The 15,418-nt window shown below is 69.3% G+C and carries 13 protein-coding genes and 1 pseudogene; 2 read left to right on the top strand and 12 right to left on the bottom strand.

What is annotated here, in order from left to right; all coding sequences use genetic code 11:
* Together BM417_RS45815 and BM417_RS45810 are read right to left on the bottom strand one after the other, a co-directional pair.
* Positions 1-837, bottom strand: a complete 837-nt coding sequence (locus BM417_RS45815; protein ID WP_218164783.1) for a carbohydrate ABC transporter permease — start codon at positions 835-837, stop codon at positions 1-3.
* A gap of 10 nt (positions 838-847) precedes the next feature.
* Entirely contained in the window at positions 848-2,110 is a 1,263-nt protein-coding gene (locus BM417_RS45810) for an ABC transporter substrate-binding protein (protein ID WP_093606404.1), read from the bottom strand.
* A gap of 77 nt (positions 2,111-2,187) precedes the next feature.
* Between BM417_RS45810 and BM417_RS45805 the strand changes: the two genes are divergently transcribed.
* Entirely contained in the window at positions 2,188-2,877 is a 690-nt protein-coding gene (locus BM417_RS45805) for a FadR/GntR family transcriptional regulator (protein ID WP_093606403.1), read from the top strand.
* A gap of 87 nt (positions 2,878-2,964) precedes the next feature.
* Entirely contained in the window at positions 2,965-3,891 is a 927-nt protein-coding gene (gene sph, locus BM417_RS45800; RefSeq protein WP_093606402.1) for a sphingomyelin phosphodiesterase, read from the top strand.
* Here the strand turns inward: sph and BM417_RS45795 are convergent.
* The 10 genes and pseudogenes from BM417_RS45795 to kdpB form a co-directional block, all read right to left on the bottom strand.
* Positions 3,884-4,186 carry a DUF6968 family protein gene (locus BM417_RS45795; RefSeq protein WP_093606401.1) on the bottom strand — a complete coding sequence of 101 codons (303 nt, stop codon included), beginning with the start codon at positions 4,184-4,186 and terminating at the stop codon, positions 3,884-3,886. The two genes, sph and BM417_RS45795, sit on opposite strands and share 8 nt — an antisense overlap.
* A 5-nt stretch (positions 4,187-4,191) precedes the next feature.
* Positions 4,192-6,666: a DUF6493 family protein gene (locus BM417_RS45790; protein ID WP_093606400.1), complete on the bottom strand. Its 2,475-nt coding sequence runs from the start codon at positions 6,664-6,666 to the stop codon at positions 4,192-4,194.
* On the bottom strand, positions 6,663-7,943 hold the full coding sequence (locus BM417_RS45785; RefSeq protein WP_093606399.1) for an SWIM zinc finger family protein: 1,281 nt from the start codon (positions 7,941-7,943) through the stop codon (positions 6,663-6,665). The genes BM417_RS45790 and BM417_RS45785 overlap by 4 nt, the downstream gene beginning before the upstream one ends.
* Before the next feature lie 44 nt (positions 7,944-7,987).
* Positions 7,988-9,298 (bottom strand): diaminopimelate decarboxylase, encoded by a 1,311-nt coding sequence (gene lysA / locus BM417_RS45780; protein WP_093606398.1) that lies wholly within the window; start codon positions 9,296-9,298, stop codon positions 7,988-7,990.
* A 110-nt stretch (positions 9,299-9,408) separates the two neighbouring features.
* Positions 9,409-10,899 carry an amidohydrolase family protein gene (locus tag BM417_RS45775; protein WP_093606397.1) on the bottom strand — a complete coding sequence of 497 codons (1,491 nt, stop codon included), beginning with the start codon at positions 10,897-10,899 and terminating at the stop codon, positions 9,409-9,411.
* A gap of 79 nt (positions 10,900-10,978) precedes the next feature.
* On the bottom strand, positions 10,979-11,893 hold the full coding sequence (locus BM417_RS45770) for a glycoside hydrolase family 16 protein (RefSeq protein ID WP_245822867.1): 915 nt from the start codon (positions 11,891-11,893) through the stop codon (positions 10,979-10,981).
* Positions 11,894-11,965: 72 nt separating this feature from the next.
* Complete coding sequence (locus tag BM417_RS45765; protein ID WP_093606395.1) at positions 11,966-12,643, bottom strand: response regulator; 678 nt, start codon at positions 12,641-12,643, stop codon at positions 11,966-11,968.
* A gap of 151 nt (positions 12,644-12,794) precedes the next feature.
* Positions 12,795-12,929: pseudogene (locus BM417_RS45760) on the bottom strand (hypothetical protein); the annotation flags it as partial.
* Positions 12,907-13,434: a potassium-transporting ATPase subunit C gene (locus BM417_RS45755; RefSeq protein ID WP_093606394.1), complete on the bottom strand. Its 528-nt coding sequence runs from the start codon at positions 13,432-13,434 to the stop codon at positions 12,907-12,909. The pseudogene BM417_RS45760 and the gene BM417_RS45755, both read right to left, overlap by 23 nt.
* Positions 13,435-13,438: 4 nt before the next feature.
* Positions 13,439-15,403 carry a potassium-transporting ATPase subunit KdpB gene (kdpB, locus tag BM417_RS45750; protein WP_245822877.1) on the bottom strand — a complete coding sequence of 655 codons (1,965 nt, stop codon included), beginning with the start codon at positions 15,401-15,403 and terminating at the stop codon, positions 13,439-13,441.
* Positions 15,404-15,418: the final 15 nt, after the last annotated feature.

Below are 15,418 nucleotides of genomic sequence, written 5' to 3'. Positions count from 1 at the left end.
TCAGTTCTCCCGGAACGCGCGGACGAGGTAGGTCACGATCACGCCGAACGCCAGCACGAAGATGACGACGGCGAGTGCCGATGCGTAGCCGAGCTTGAGCGACTGGAAGGCGGTCGAGTACATGTAGGTGCTGAGCAGCTCGGACGAGTGGTAGGGACCGCCGCGCGTCATCGACCACACCACGTCGAACGACCGCAGCGAGTCGATCACGATCACCGACAGCACCACCGAGTTGACCGAGCCGAGCTGCGGCCACGTGATGTGCCGGAACTTCTGCCAGGCCGTGGCACCGTCCAAAGTGGCCGCTTCGTACAGCCCGGGGTCGATGCCCTTGAGGCCCGCCAGGTACAGCACCATGACGTACCCGACCTGCCGCCACAGCGCCGGCACCAGCACCGCGTGGAGCGCCGTGTCCGGGTCGGCCAATGGGCTGCTGTCGAAGATCCCGCCCGGCTGGTAGAGCACCTGCCAGATCAGCGAGGTGGCGACCAGCGAGAACACCACCGGTACGAACAGCGCGGCCCGGTAGATCCCGACGCCGCGGCGTTCCTTCTGCAGCAGCACGGCCATTCCGAGGCCGCCGACCGCGGACAGCCCGCCGAAGAGCACGAGCCAGATCGCGGTGTTGGTGACGGCGGTGTGGAAGACCGGGTCGTCGATCATCCTGGCGTAGTTGTCGAGCCCGACGAACCGGGGCGGCGAGACGCCGTCCCAGTTCGTCAGCGCGAGCCAGAACCCCTGCACCGCGGGCCAGAAGACCCAGAACCCCTCCACGAGCAACGGGATGAGCACGAACAACAGCAGGATCGGAGGGACTCGGGTGAAGCTTCTGGTCATGCTGGTCATGTCAGGAGGACCACACCTGCTCGGCGGCCTTCTGCCAGGTCGTCAGAATCGTGTCCAGCTGGTCGGGCTGCTGGAGGAACTTGACCAGCGCGGCGTCCGCGGTGGGCTGCAACGCGTCGCTGGAGTCGCGGTTGAAGAACTGGGTGATCTCCGCGGCCTCCTTGAGGTGCTGGCGGCCCTTCGTGACGAGAGGCGTGCCGGAGTCCTTGGCGTTCGGGTGCGTCGGCAGGACCGTGCCGGACGAGGCCTTGATGTAGGCCTCCTGACCCTCCGCCGTCGCCGCGTAGGTCAGGAACTCCTTCAGTTCCTTGACGTGCGGTGACTTGGCGCTCGCGAAGAAGCCGTCGGTCGGACCCTCCTCCGCCAGCGGCACGTTCGGGTCGATGATCGGGAACCGGAAGAAGTCGATGTCGTCGATCGCGTCCTTCGGTGCCGCGTCGGCGAAGAACGCGCCGGTGAGCAGCATTCCCGTGCGGCCCTGCAACATCGCGGTCGTGGCCTCCTGGAACCCGATCGCGGTGCCGTTGGGGTCGGTGTAGGGCAGAACCTCGCGCCACGGCGTGAAGATGGCCTTCACCTTGGGGTCGTCGAACTTCTGCTTGCCCGCGAGGAGTTCGCGGTGGAACCCGGCTCCGTTGACGCGGATGTTGAAGTAGTCGAACCAGCTCGACGCGGTCCACGGCGAGTCAGATCCCGCGCCCATGCCGAGCGGGATCACACCCTTGCCCTGCAACGTCTTGCACAGCTCGACGAACTCGGTCCAGGTCTTCGGCGGGGTGACACCCCACTTGGCGAAGTTGGACTTGCGGTAGAAGAAGCCCCACCAGTAGTACGTCGTCGGCACGAACACCTTGCCGCTCAACGTCTTGAACGACTGGGGGTAGTCGCCCATGGTCTGCCAGACATCGCTGATGTCGAGCAGCAGACCCTTTTCCTCGTACCCCTTCAGCAGTGCGCCGGGGTACCAGGTGAAGAGGTCGGGCGGGTTGGCCGAGGTGAGGTAGCTCGGCAGCTGGGTCCGGAAGGTCTCGGAGGCCACGGTGTTGACCGAAGCCTGCGCACCCTTCTTGTCGTTGAACGCCTTCACCAGTGCGTCGATCGCCGCTTTGGCAGCAGGCGCCGAGAGGTTCGACTGGATCGTGGCCGTGCCGGCGGCCTGGGTGACCGGGCCGGAGGACGCCGAGGTGGCGCAGGATGCCGTGCCGCTGACCAGCAACCCGGCTCCCGCGGCAGCGGTGACGCGGAGGAAGTGACGCCTGTCCATGGCGGACAGATTGCGCTCAGGTCATGATCATGTCAAGAATAATTCATAATTTATGATGTGCCGTATGCTCTGACCTCATGAGCGAGAAGCGGCTTCGTGGCGTGCACGGCCAGACCGTCGAGGCGCTGGCGGGCCGGATCCTCGCCGGCGAGATCGGCGAGGGCGACACCCTCGACCTCCCGGCGCTGCGCGAGGAACTCGACGTGTCGCTGACCGCGCTGCGCGAGGCCCTGAAGGTCCTCTCTGCCAAGGGCATGATCGACGCCAGGCAGAAGCGCGGCACGTTCGTGCAACCGCGCTCGTCGTGGAACCTCCTCGACACCGACGTGATGCGCTGGCAGACCCAGGCCGGCAACACCGACCACAGCCTGTTCGACGAACTCACCGAGATGCGCGTGATCGTCGAACCCGCCGCCGCCCGCCTGGCCGCCGAACGCGCCTCGGCCGCCGACATCGAGGCCCTCGGCGGGGCCGTCGACCGGATGGCCTCCGCGCGCGACCTCGCCGCGACCGTCCGGGCGGACCTCGAGTTCCACCGGCTGCTGATGGCGGCCACGCACAACGCGTTCCTGACCCAGGTCGAGCGGATCATCGCGATCGGGCTGGCGGAGCGGGACAAGCTTGTGCACGGGAGCGTGGACGACGATCCGGTTCCGTCGCATCGGGCGGTGCTGGACGCGGTCGCGGCGCGCGACCCCGAAGCCGCCTACGAGGCCATGAAGGCGCTGGTCGACAAGTCGGGCGCGGACCTCGATCGCCTGCGCTGAGCCGCATCGACTCTTAATCGATACGACACCTTCGGGTCACCCCCAGGCGGTTGTGAAAGACTTTCACGTCCGTCACCATCGGGCTTCATGCGCCTGATCACGCTCGCCGCCGCCGTCGCGCTGACGATCTCGGTCGCCACCCCGGCGGTCGCGGCCCCCGCTGCCCCGAAGATCGCCACCTACAACGTCTTCATGCTGTCGCGGAACCTCTACCCGAACTGGGGACAGGTCGCCCGCGCCGACCTGATCGACAGCACCGGCGTGCTGAACGGCCAGGACGTCGTCGTGCTCAACGAGGCCTTCGACAACGCCGCCTCGGACCGGCTGCTGACGAACCTGCGCGACACCTACCCGCACCAGACGCCGGTACTGGGCCGCAGCCGGGCCGGGTGGGACGTGACGAGCGGCAGGTACAGCGACTCGACGCCGGAGGACGGCGGTGTCGCGGTGCTGAGCCGGTGGCCGATCACCACGCGGGTCCAGCACGTCTACCGGGACGGCTGCGGCGCGGACTGGTTCTCCAACAAGGGGTTCGCCTACGTGCGGATCGAGGCGCCGACCGGGCCGCTGCACGTCATCGGAACGCACATGCAGGCCGAGGACTCGACCTGCACCAGCGCGCCGGGCGGCTACCGGGCGAAGCAGCGGGCCGAGATCAAGGCGTTCCTGGCAGCGCGGAACATCCCCGCGGCCGAGCCGGTGTACGTGGCGGGCGACCTGAACGTGGTCAAGGCGAGCGCCGAGTTCCCGCAGATGGTCGCGGAGTTGGGCGCGCAGACGCCTGAGGTGGGCGGGCACCCGTTCTCGTGGGACTGCGCGGACAACAGCGTGTGCCGCGACCAGTACGGGCCGGAGTACGCCTCAGAGCACCTCGACTACGTGCTGACGATCCAGGGACCGTTGCTGCGCAACGAGACCCGGCGCGTGAAGAGTCCTGAGTGGTCGATCTGGTCGTGGGGGCGCAAGTACACCTTCAACGACTTCTCCGACCACTACCCCGTGTTCGCTAGCTGAGCGCGGGCGCGACGGTCAGGCCGAGTTCGGGCATGCCCAGCCAGTCCAGGGTCGCGCCCGACTCGGCCAGTTTGATCCGCACGGCGTAGACGCTGAGCAGCAAGGCCTGCAACGAGTCCACGCCGTACGCGGCAGCGACCTCGTCGTCACCGATCTGATGTGGACACTCCCAGTCACCGTTGTCGCTCAACGGGTCCGGGCGCGGGGCACCGAACCGGATCACCACCTCGAAGGATGATCCGTCCGGTGCCTTGCCCTCGATCTGTCGTTCCGCGACGACGACGCCCAAGTCCATGCGACTCAGCCTAGCGCGCTCACCAGCCGCCTCGCCTGGACGACGGACTTGCTGGAACCCTTGCGGGCCGCCACCTCCGCGAGGCCGTCCACGGTGCCGCCCGGCTTGAGCTGCTGGGCCAGTTCGACCGCCAGCTCGACCAGTTCCGCGACCCTGTTGTGCGACCAGGCCTTCGGCAACGCGGTCACCAGCAGGTCCCAGACCTGGGCCGCGGCGCCGGACCTGGCCGTGTCGCGCAGGCACGGGACCACACGGTTCAGCGCGAGATCACCGCGTTCCAGCAGCAGGCCGACGACCTCGCCCAATGCCTTGCCGTCGAACTGGTCGCGGGCCGCGAGGATCAGCAGGGCGTCAACGGCGTGGGCGCGGGCGACCGTCGCCTCGGCGCCGAGCCCGTACGCGAGGGCCAGATGTGTGGCGATGCCGATCGGGCCTTGTGTCTCGGCGAGCGCCGGGAGCAGCGCGCCGTCGTCGCCCTTCGATTCGCAACGGCTCGCGAGGTGCGGCACCAGGTGTGCGGCGACGACCTCGCGTTGCGCGGGCAGAAGCGCAGGCCAGCACGGGAGCATGGCCTCCCAGTCGCTGTACCCGTACCAGTACCGCTCCGGGGCAGGTAGGACGGGCGCCACCGTCACCAACAGCCGCTTCTCCACCCGCGGCGGCGCGATGTAGCCGTTGGGCGTCGAACGGGTGCGTTCCACCAGTTCCACGACCGGATCGGCGACGCCGGTGAGCCACTCGCGCAGCAGCGATCCCGCGGTGCCACGCAGCGACGCGAAGTCCTCGGGCCCGGTGCCGCGCGGCAGCCGGCGGCAGGCCTGCTTCAGATCCTGCGGCCACGGTTCCCACTCCTCCGCCTCGGCTTTCGCGAGCCGTTCGAGGAGCGCTCCCGGATCGAGCAGGCCGGACATCTCGGTGGGAGTGGACACCAGGAACGGGCGCGGTGACCTGACCAGCCCTCTGGCGATCTCGCGCAGCCGCTTGGCGAGGTACTGGCTGGGTGTGCCCGGCTCAGCGACCTTCAGCGCCGGTGTCAGCCGGTTCATCTGGCCGAGCGGCTCCGCGGGCGCGGGCACGGCGGCGATGATCGAGAACAACATCGACCGGCAGTCCGGCGACGGTCTGTCGAGGTAGGCCTGCAGGTTGAGGCGGTGCCGGATCCACGGGTACTTGTCGTAGATCGGCCCGAACGCGATCGCGACGGCTTCCCGGTCCTGCCAGGCGAACCTGACCACCGCTTCGACGATCCGTTCGACGGTGACCGGGTCGAGGTAGGCGGTGTTGCGGCCGAACAACGCCCTCACTTCGCCGGTCAGCTCGTCGAGCGTGGCGATCGGTTCCGGCCAGGCGCGCGGCGCGAACGGTGCGAGCTCGGCAGCCTCCTCCGCGACGGTCTCGACGCCGAGCTGGGCGGCGAGGTCGGACGGCAGCTGCTCGGCCAGCACCAGCAGTTCGGTTCTCGTAGCGTCGCTGATCGTCGCTTGGTGCTTGGCGATCAGCTTGACCGCCTGGCCGCGCACGTCGTCCGACTCGTGCGCGAACAGTTCCGCGACGGCCAGAACCACCTCGTCCGGAGTGGACTTCGCGTGCTTGCCGAGCCACGTCAGCTGAGCACGGATCAGCTTCTTCTCGGTGCGGCCGAACACCCATCGGCTCGCGTCGGCGAGCAGGTCGAAGTCGAGCCTCCCCGCCTCGTCCAGCACCTTCAGGCGGTCCTGCGCGAGGGCGGCCACCACCGACCGCGAGTCGGGCAGCATCGCCACGTAATCCCGTGCGTGCTCGGCGGTCTCGTCCAGCGTCACGTCGAGGATCTTGTGCAGTGCGAGGAAACCCTCCATCTCCTTGGCGCTGCCGCCTTGCTGGAGCCTGGCGAGACAGCCGTCGAGGAGCACCCGCCGATCCGCCCGCTCCTCCAAGAACTGCGGCCACTGCCAGGTGTTCGCGAAGATCGACCCAGCTCCGACGACCTCCAGCATGCGCGGGATCAGCGCGTCGAAGGCCTGACGCCAGCGGGTGTGGCCGCCGAAGTCCATGAACGCCAACAGGAATCCGTCGGAGTTCGGTGGATCCTCCCCGCAGAACTCCAGCACGATCCTGAGCAGGTCGTGCCGGCCGGGTTCGCGGGTCGGCATTCTGGTGGCGATCCGCGTGACCAGGTCCGGCAGCCACGCGGGGTCGCGCTGCCGCAGCACGTCCAGGGCCTCGAGCGTGCCGTTCTCCTGGCTCATGCGATGCCACCAGATCCGGTAGCGCACCAGCCACGGCGTGAGCGTGGACGCGTTCGGCAGCAGTCCGATGCCCGCGATGTGCATCGCCGGGTGGTGGTCCCAGTTCCGCCCGGACGCCCGCCGCTTCTTCTCGTACGCGACGAGGTCGACAGCCCGTTCCTTGCGTTCCTCCGGGGTGAGGCTCTTGAGCACCTCCCCCAGCGCGAGCAGCTGGTCCGACTCGATCAGCGCCTGGATTCTGTCGAAGCTCACGCCTTGCCCCTGACCATGTCCGCGGCCAGCACGTGCTTGCACTTGCCGCGCCCGCCGCGGTACTCGGCCCACCACTGGCAGGTGCACGCTTCGCCGTTGACGCGGTAGTCGCCGACCAGCGCGGTGTCGCCGTCCCAGCTGACGGCGTTCTGCTCGACCAGCGCCTTCGCGTTGCGCAGCCTGGGGTTCATGGCCTGGATGTCGACGCCGTCGTACGGGAGTTCGCGGTGGAAGTACGACGCTTCGGCGAGGTCGTAGCCCACGCGCCCGGACGTGCCCAGCTGCGCCAGCGCGTCCTTGACCCTGGCGGGGGTGAGTCCGGAGCGGTCGGCGAGGTCCGCGATGTCCACGCGGGGTTCGAAGTCGAGGAGGGCGCCGATCAGTTCGGCGTCGGTGTCGGCGTCTCCTGCGGCGAGACCGTCGAGGACGGCGCCCTCACCGGACAGGCCGCGGGTCACCTCGGGTGAGAGGACCAGCGTCAGGCGTTGCGAGCCGAGGTCGACCTCCCAGCCACTCGCGACCGGCTTGCCATCGGCGGGTGGGCCGTAGAGACGGACGGCCTTCGCGAAGCGCAGCAACGGGATCAGGGTCTCGAGGCGGTTCGGGCCCGCCAGGCACACGGCGTTGGCCGAGGCCGTTCCGCTGAGGCGCAACGACTTCCCGGAGGGCACCGCCCACACCGCCACGCGTCCCTTGGGAAGGGTCTTGAGGAACCGCTGCGCGTCCATCGGAGCGAGTTCGGCCTTCAGGTCGAACTTCGAGGTGAGGACCTGGGTCTCGGCGAATCCCCGCAGCCAGCGCGGCGGCAGCGGGACCTTCTTCTCCACGACCGCGCCGTCGAGCGTGCCGACCTCGACCTGGTCGGGGCCGACCGTGAGGTGCAGCGGGTCGCCCTTCGTCACGCGGGCGAGGGCGCGGCGCAGCGGCTCGTTGACGTCGACGTTCGTGGTGCCGCGGTCGTGGACCTCGCCGTCGAGGGCGTCGCCCAGCACGTCCAGGCGCGCGTAGACGCCGCAGCAGCCCGAGAACGACTCGAAGCGCAGCCGGTCGCCGTTGCAGGTGACGACCGGGTCCCGCAGGCGTTCGGTGGTGGGCTGGAAGTAGCGGGTGCCCGCGATCTTGGCGATGGCGAGCAACGCCGTGGCGGCCTGCTGCGAGTCGCCCAGGAAACCGGTGAAGAAACGCGGGTTCGGCGCCCTGCCGCCGGAGGTCTGCAGTCCCAGGGCGCGCCGCGTCTCGTCCAGCCGGGAGTCGGCGACGTAGGCGTACGAGTGCATCGCGCCACTCTAGGGAACAGACGTTCGACTCGGCGGCGGTTTGATCAAAGGTATCGGCGCAGGAGGTCCTCCTCGGTCTCCCGGCGCACGATCGGCCTCGCGACCCCGTCCCTGACGGCGATGATCGGCGGCCGGCACACCTGGTTGTAGTTCGAGGCCAGCGCGTGGTGGTAGGCGCCCGTCGCGGGCACGGCGAGCAGGTCTCCGGCGTGGACGTCCCGCGGGAGCAGCACGTCCTCGGCCAGCACGTCGCCGGCCTCGCAGTGCCGGCCGACGACCGTCACCGGCTTGGGTTGCCCGCCGCGACCGACCAGGCGGACCGCGTACTTGGCGCTGTACAGGGCGGGACGCGGGTTGTCGCTCATGCCGCCGTCGACGGCCACGAACGTGCGCGCTGAGGCCTTGACCGCGCACACCCGGTACAGGGTCACGCCGGCGTTCGCGACGATCGACCGTCCGGGCTCGATGAGGAGGCGCGGCGGCGTTACGCGGTGAAGCGCGCACTCGTAGTTGAGGGCGCCGGTGATCCGGTGCGCGAACCCGGCGAGGTCGAAGTCCCTGTCCCCCTGGAGGTACGGCGCGCAGAAGCCGCCGCCGAGGTCGAGCTGCTCGATCCTGGTGCCGCAGGACGCGATGAGGCCGACCATCCGCCGCACGGCCTCCTCGTAGCTCGCGACGTGCCTGACCTGCGAGCCGATGTGGCAGTGCAGGCCCACCAGTTTCAGCGACGGCTGCTCGACCACGCGCAGGATCGCTTCCAGGGCGGCGCCGGACGCCAGCGAGAAGCCGAACTTCTGGTCCTCGACGCCGGTCGCGATCTTGGCGTGCGTGTGGGCGTCGACACCGGGCGTCACCCGGATCATGACCTCCTGGCCGTGCGTCGCCAACGCACCCAGCTGCGCGATCTCGTCGAGCGAGTCGACGACGATGCGGGAGACCCCGTACTCCAGCGCGGCTTTCAGGTCCTCGGCGGTCTTCACGTTGCCGTGCATGATGATCCGCTCCGCCGGGAAGCCCGCGGCCTTGGCCAGCGCGAGTTCCCCTGCCGACGACACGTCGAGGGACAGGCCCTCCTGCGCCATCCACCGGTAGACCTCGGGGCAGGGCAACGACTTGCCCGCGAACACGACCTCCGCCCGCGGCAGGGCGTCGCGGAAGGCCTGTGCCCTGGCGCGGACCGTCCGTTCGTCCAGGACCTGGCACGGGGTGCCGAACCGGGCCGCCAGCTGCGTGGCCGGGAGTCCACCGATGATCAGGTCCTGGCCGGCGAGGCGCGTGCCGTCCGGCCAGAGACCGTCTTCCAGCACCGGTTCGGTGGCGCATCCGATGCTGGGCAACAACTCGGCGAGTGTCATGCGTCCAGCACACGCCTGACGGCGGTCCGTGCCCAGATCCCGGACGAGACCCTGACACCGGCGATGGCGACCTTGACGCGATCCTGACGATCACGGTGGCGCGGGCCACATCAGTGCGGGCAGCACCCCATCGGCGTTGCCGGGACCTCGACGGGCTCCTGGGCGGCGGCCTCGATCTCCTGGAGAATTCGTGTGCGGTCGGCCGGGCCGAGGTAGCGGCCCCGGCTGACGACGGCGTGGACGCGGCTGACGTTCGTGATGTCCCGCAACGGGTCCGCGTCCAGCACGACCAGGTCCGCCTGCTTGCCGGGCGTGAGGGTGCCCGTCTCCTGCTCCAGGCCGAGGCAGCGCGCGGCCTCGCTGGTGGCTGCCCGGAGTGCCTGGCCCGGTGTGAGTCCGGCCCGCACCAGGAGCGCGAGCTCGTCGTGCAGGGAGAAGCCCGGGAAGACGTAGGCGAACCCCGCGTCCGTGCCCGCGACGACACCGACTCCTGCCTCGTGCATCTCTCGCAGCAGGCGCATGCGGGCGTCGGCGAACCTCTGCAGTTCCGCCACTTGCTCGGGCGTGCGCGTCGGGCGGCCGGACATGATCGCCTGCCACTGCGCGCGCAACGCCACCGGGACGTAGCGCATCCGTTCGAGGGCCACCGGGTCGTTCGCGATGGTCTCGGGTGAGCGGGACATGTTCCGTTCGACGAAGAGCGTCGGCGACTGCCAGGTGCCCTGCTCGACCATGGCCGCGAACAGCCTGCGGGCGCGGGCCGGCGAGTGGGTGGCGACGGCGGCCCGTTCGATGCGGCCTCCGTGGCGGCCCCACCAGTTCGGGTCGGCCGGGTCGTCGGGCATGGCGCGGAGCTGGGCGTAGAGGGCGTCGGCGTTGTCCGAAGTGGACGTGAACAGGTTGTAGAGGTGTTCGTGGGTGTGCTGGTCCAGGGCGTCCTGGACCGGTACGCGGGCCGGAACGTGGCCGGCGAACGGGATCCGCAGCCTGCGGGCCTCCGCGGCGATGGCGGCGTGGCACTCCGGGGACAGGAACGAGTAGACCTTGACGAAGTCCGCTCCCCCGTCCTTGGCCCTGCGCACGGCGGCGCGGGCCTCCTGCGGCGTGCGGACGATGTCCGAACCCGGCCAGATGGAACCGGGGCCGTCCACGATCGCGCTGGCGATCACCATGCGTGGGCCGAGGATCTCACCGGACTCGATGCGACGGCGCGTGTCGTGCGTTTCGGGCTGACCCCACATCTCGCGGATGCCCGTAACGCCGTGGACGACGTGCAGCGGTGCGACGGTGTTCTCCAAGAACGTCGCGTGGGTGTGCATGTCCCACAGGCCGGGGATCACGTACTTCCCGGTCACGTCGATCACCCGGACGCCGCGCGGGATCTCCCGGTGGCGGCCGGCGGCCAGGATCCGGTCGCCGGCCAGCACGATGGTCGCGTCGCGGACGGGCGCGCGGCCGGTGCCGTCGATGAGCGTCGCCCCGCGCAGCACGGTCACGCCGCTCGCCGCCATCGCGGGTTGCCCCGCGGCGCCCAGCGCGACCGCTCCGAGTGCGCCTTTCCCCAGCCAGGACAGCACGTCCCGGCGCGCCAGATCCCCCACCGCTCCACCTTCCCCCGAAGTCCCCTGCTTCCAAGCTAGCGACCTCGGGGAGGTGGAGCAGTAGGGCTGGCCACAGGTTCTAGGGTCGGGTCCACACCGCCACGTAGTCGACGGCCATCGAACGGCCGGGCGTCGTCTCCGGGACAGGAGTGCCGCGGCCTGCTACGCCGTTCGGGAACGCGCCGCCCATCGCCACGTTCAGCAGGATGAAGTAGCCCTGGTGGGACGTCATGTTGTTCCAGGAGGTCGCGTCCATCTGGTTCTGCCGCACGGTGTGGAACTGCTGGCCGTCGACGTACCAGCGCAACTGGTTCGGGCTGACCGAGCGGTCCCACTCGAAGCGGTAGGTGTGGAAGTTGCCGGGGCACTGGCTGCCGGGGCAGGCGCGGGAGGCGCCGAGGCCGTTCGTCTCGTTGCACGGACCGCCGGGGTTCACGCCGCAGTGCAGCACGCCCCAGACGCTGTTGATGCCGTTGACGTTCTCCATGATGTCGAACTCACCGATGCTCGGCCAGTTCCAGTAGTTGCCGCGGTACGGGGCGCCCAACGCCCAGAACGCCGGCCAGTAGCCGAGCGCGCCGGAGCCGGTGATGTTCGGCATCTGGATGCGGCCCTCGATGCGCAGCACGCCACCTGCCGGTGCCTTGAAGTTCGCCCGGCGGGACTCGATGCGGGCCGAGGTCCACTCGCCGTTGGCCGCGCGCAACGGCACGATCCGCAGGTTGCCGGTGCCGTCGAGGCGCAGGTTGGCTCGGTCGTTGGTGTAGCGCTGGATCTCGCCGGTGCCCCAGTTTCCGGGGCCGCCGGGGTAACCGTGACCGGTGTCGACGATCCAGTTGTTCGAGTTCGGCGCTGTGTTGTTCGCGCCGGTGAAGTCGTCCGACCAGGCCAGCGACCAGCCTGGCGGTGTCGGTGGGACCGCTGCCTGCGCGATGCCGGAGAGCGGGAGGACCAGGATCAGTCCCAGCAGGGCGCGCGTGAGTTTTCGAGCCACGATGATGACCTCTCTGTCACGATCGCACGGCAGCGGAACTCCATGGAAGCGCTCTCACAGCCTCGCGTCAACTCACACCTCGAAGCGGTACCCCATGCCGGGCTCGGTGATGAGGTGCCTGGGGTGGGCCGGATCGTCCTCCAGCTTGCGACGCAGCTGGGCGAAGTAGACGCGCAGGTACTGGGACTCGTTGACGTGCATCGGCCCCCACACCTCCTGAAGCAGCTGCTTCTGCGACACGAGCCGGCCGGGGTTGCGCGCCAGGACCTCGACCAGGCCCCACTCGGTCGGCGTCAGGTGCACTTCACGACCGTCGCGGCGCACCTTCTTCACCGCCAGGTCCACGACGAACGACGACGTCTCGACGACGGGATCGCCCGCCTCCCGCGCGAGGTTGCGGCGCACGGCCGCACGCAACCGGGCCAACAGCTCGTCCATGCCGAACGGCTTGGTCACGTAGTCGTCGGCGCCCGCGTCCAGGGCCTCGACCTTGGCCGACGAGTCGGTCCGCGCGGACAGCACGATGATCGGGATCGTGGACCAGCCGCGCAGACCGGCGATCACGTCCACGCCGTCGATGTCGGGCAGGCCGAGGTCGAGCACGACCACGTCCGGCTTGCCCTCGACGGCCACGCCGAGCGCCGATTTGCCGTCGTAGGCCGTCATCACGTCGTATCCCCGCGCGCTGAGGTTGATCCTCAGCGCGCGCACGATCTGCGGTTCGTCGTCCACTACCAGCACTGACGTCATCCGGAAGCCTCCTCGTAGGCGGGCAGCGAATTGACCTCGGTCAGACCGCCGCCTGGGTGTCCTCGGCGCGAACACCTTGTATCCCGCCTTCTTCGGCAGTCCGGGACCGTGGTCGACGATCCGCAGCCGCGGTGCCGGATCACCTTGCGCGCAGCACCTCCGTGCCGCGCTCCCGGCGCCGGTGGGCCTCGCCGAGCATGGCGAAGCTCTTGCCGACGCCGGGAGCGGCGCCGAGGTAGATCCTCAGCTCACCCCGGCGACCGTCAACCGGCGCTGTCGATGGCACGGTTCAGCGCAGTCACGTTGACGGTGGTGGTGAAGGTGCCGTGAGTGTTGGCAGCGACCAGCTCACGCACCTTCTCCACCGGCAGCCCGGACGCGCGTGCCACGCGGGGCACCTGCAACGCCGCGTACTCCGGGCTGATGTGCGGGTCGAGGCCGGACGCCGACGCCGTCACGGCGTCCTGCGGAACCTGGCTCTCGGGCACGCCTTCGCGTTGCGCGATCTCCGTCCTGCGCTCAGCGATGACCTTCGTGTAGTCCTCGTTCAGCTCGCCCTTGTTCGAGCCACCGGACGCGGGCAGCGTCGCCGCGGACGGCCTCGGCACGAAGTACTTGTCCCCCTCGCGCGTGACGGCGACCAGCGACGTGTCGGTGGCCTCGGCGTTGGCGTGCAGGCCGGGGATCCGCGACACGCCCCACACCGACAGCGGGTAGAGCACCCCGAGGAGCACCGTGAGTGCGAGCAGGATCCGCAGACCCGCCCACGACTGCTTCAGAAAGTTGTCCATTGGTTCAGCCGATCCCGGGGATGAGTCGTACGAGCAGGTCGATCAGCCAGATCCCAGCAAAAGGCGTGACAATGCCGCCCAGGCCGTAGATCAGCAGGTTGCGCCGCAGCAGGGCGCTTGCGCTGGACGGCCGGTACCGGACGCCCTTGAGCGCCAGCGGGATCAGCGCCACGATGATCAGCGCGTTGAAGATCACCGCCGACAGGATCGCGGACTGCGGCGTGGCCAGGTGCATGATGTTGAGCTTGTCCAGCGCCGGGTAGATGGCGGCGAACATGGCGGGCAGGATCGCGAAGTACTTCGCCAGGTCGTTCGCCACGGAGAACGTCGTCAGCGCACCGCGGGTGATCAGCAGCTGCTTGCCGATCTCCACGATCTCGATGAGCTTGGTCGGGTCCGAGTCGAGGTCGACCATGTTGCCGGCCTCCTTCGCGGCCGACGTACCGGTGTTCATCGCGACGCCCACGTCCGCCTGCGCCAGGGCGGGCGCGTCGTTCGTGCCGTCACCGGTCATCGCGACCAGACGGCCACCCTCCTGCTCCTTGCGGATCAGGGCCATCTTGTCCTCGGGCTTGGCCTCGGCCAGGAAGTCGTCCACACCGGCTTCCGACGCGATGGCCTTGGCCGTCAACGGGTTGTCGCCGGTGACCATGACCGTGCGGATGCCCATCGCGCGCAGTTCGGCGAAGCGTTCCTTCATACCGGGCTTCACGACGTCGGACAGCTTGATGACGCCGAGGACCCGGCCGTTCTCCGCCACCACGAGCGGGGTGCCGCCCTGGCCGCTGATCTCGTCCACGATCTCGCGGGCCGTGTCGGTCAGTTCGAACGCGGACGCGGCGCCCTTGCGGATGCTGCGGTCACCGAGGTCGATGCCGCTCATGCGGGTCTGCGCGGTGAACGGCACGAACTCCCCGGTCTTCTCGTGCTCACTGGCAGACCGGCCGCCCGCGAGTTCGAGGATGCTGCGGCCTTCCGGGGTGTCGTCGGCCAGGCTCGCCAGCCGCGCAGCCGCCACGAGCGTCTCCTGGGAGGTCGGGCCGACCGGGATGAACTCGGTCGCGCGCCGGTTTCCCCAGGTGATCGTGCCGGTCTTGTCGAGCAGCAACGTGTCGATGTCACCGGCGGCCTCGACCGCCTTGCCCGACGTCGCCAGGACGTTGCGCTGCACCAGCCGGTCCATCCCCGCGATACCGATCGCGGACAGCAACGCACCGATCGTCGTCGGGATCAGGCAGACCAGCAACGCGGTCAGCACGACCACCGACTGCTCACCGCCCGAGTAGATCGCGAACGGCTGGAGCGCCACCACCGCGAGCACGAAGATGATCGTCAGCGTGGACAGCAGGATCGTCAGCGCGATCTCGTTCGGCGTCTTCTGCCGCTCCGCGCCCTCGACCAACGCGATCATCCGGTCCACAAAGGACTCGCCGGGCTTCGTCGTGATCCTGACGACGATCCGGTCCGACAACACCGTCGTGCCGCCCGTGACCGCGCACCGGTCGCCGCCGGACTCGCGGATGACAGGGGCGGACTCGCCGGTGATCGCCGACTCGTCCACGGTCGCGATGCCCTCGACCACGTCACCGTCGCCGGGGATGACCTCGCCGGCCTCCACGACCACCAGGTCGCCGATCTTGAGCTCGGTACCGGCCACGACGTCGCCGTTGAGCATCCGGGCGACGGCGTCCTTCTTGGTCCTGCGCAGCGAGTCGGCCTGCGCCTTGCCGCGCCCTTCCGCGACGGCCTCGGCGAGGTTCGCGAACAGCACGGTGAACCACAGCCACAGCGCCACCGCGACGGTGAACACGCTCGGGTCGGTCGCCGCGAACACGGTGACCAGCAGCGAGCCCACCCAGACCACGAACATGACGGGACTGCGCAGCTGGTGACGCGGGTGGAGCTTGCGCAACGCCTCCGGGATCGCCGCGGCGATGCTGGGCTTGGCAGGTGTCTTCTCCTGTGCCACAGCCGGTTTCTGAAG

This window comes from Lentzea waywayandensis (genome assembly GCF_900115955.1).
Lineage (GTDB): Bacteria > Actinomycetota > Actinomycetes > Mycobacteriales > Pseudonocardiaceae > Lentzea > Lentzea waywayandensis.
The sequence above is the reverse complement of the archived record's forward strand: the minus strand, read 5'-3'. Positions and strand labels throughout refer to the sequence as shown.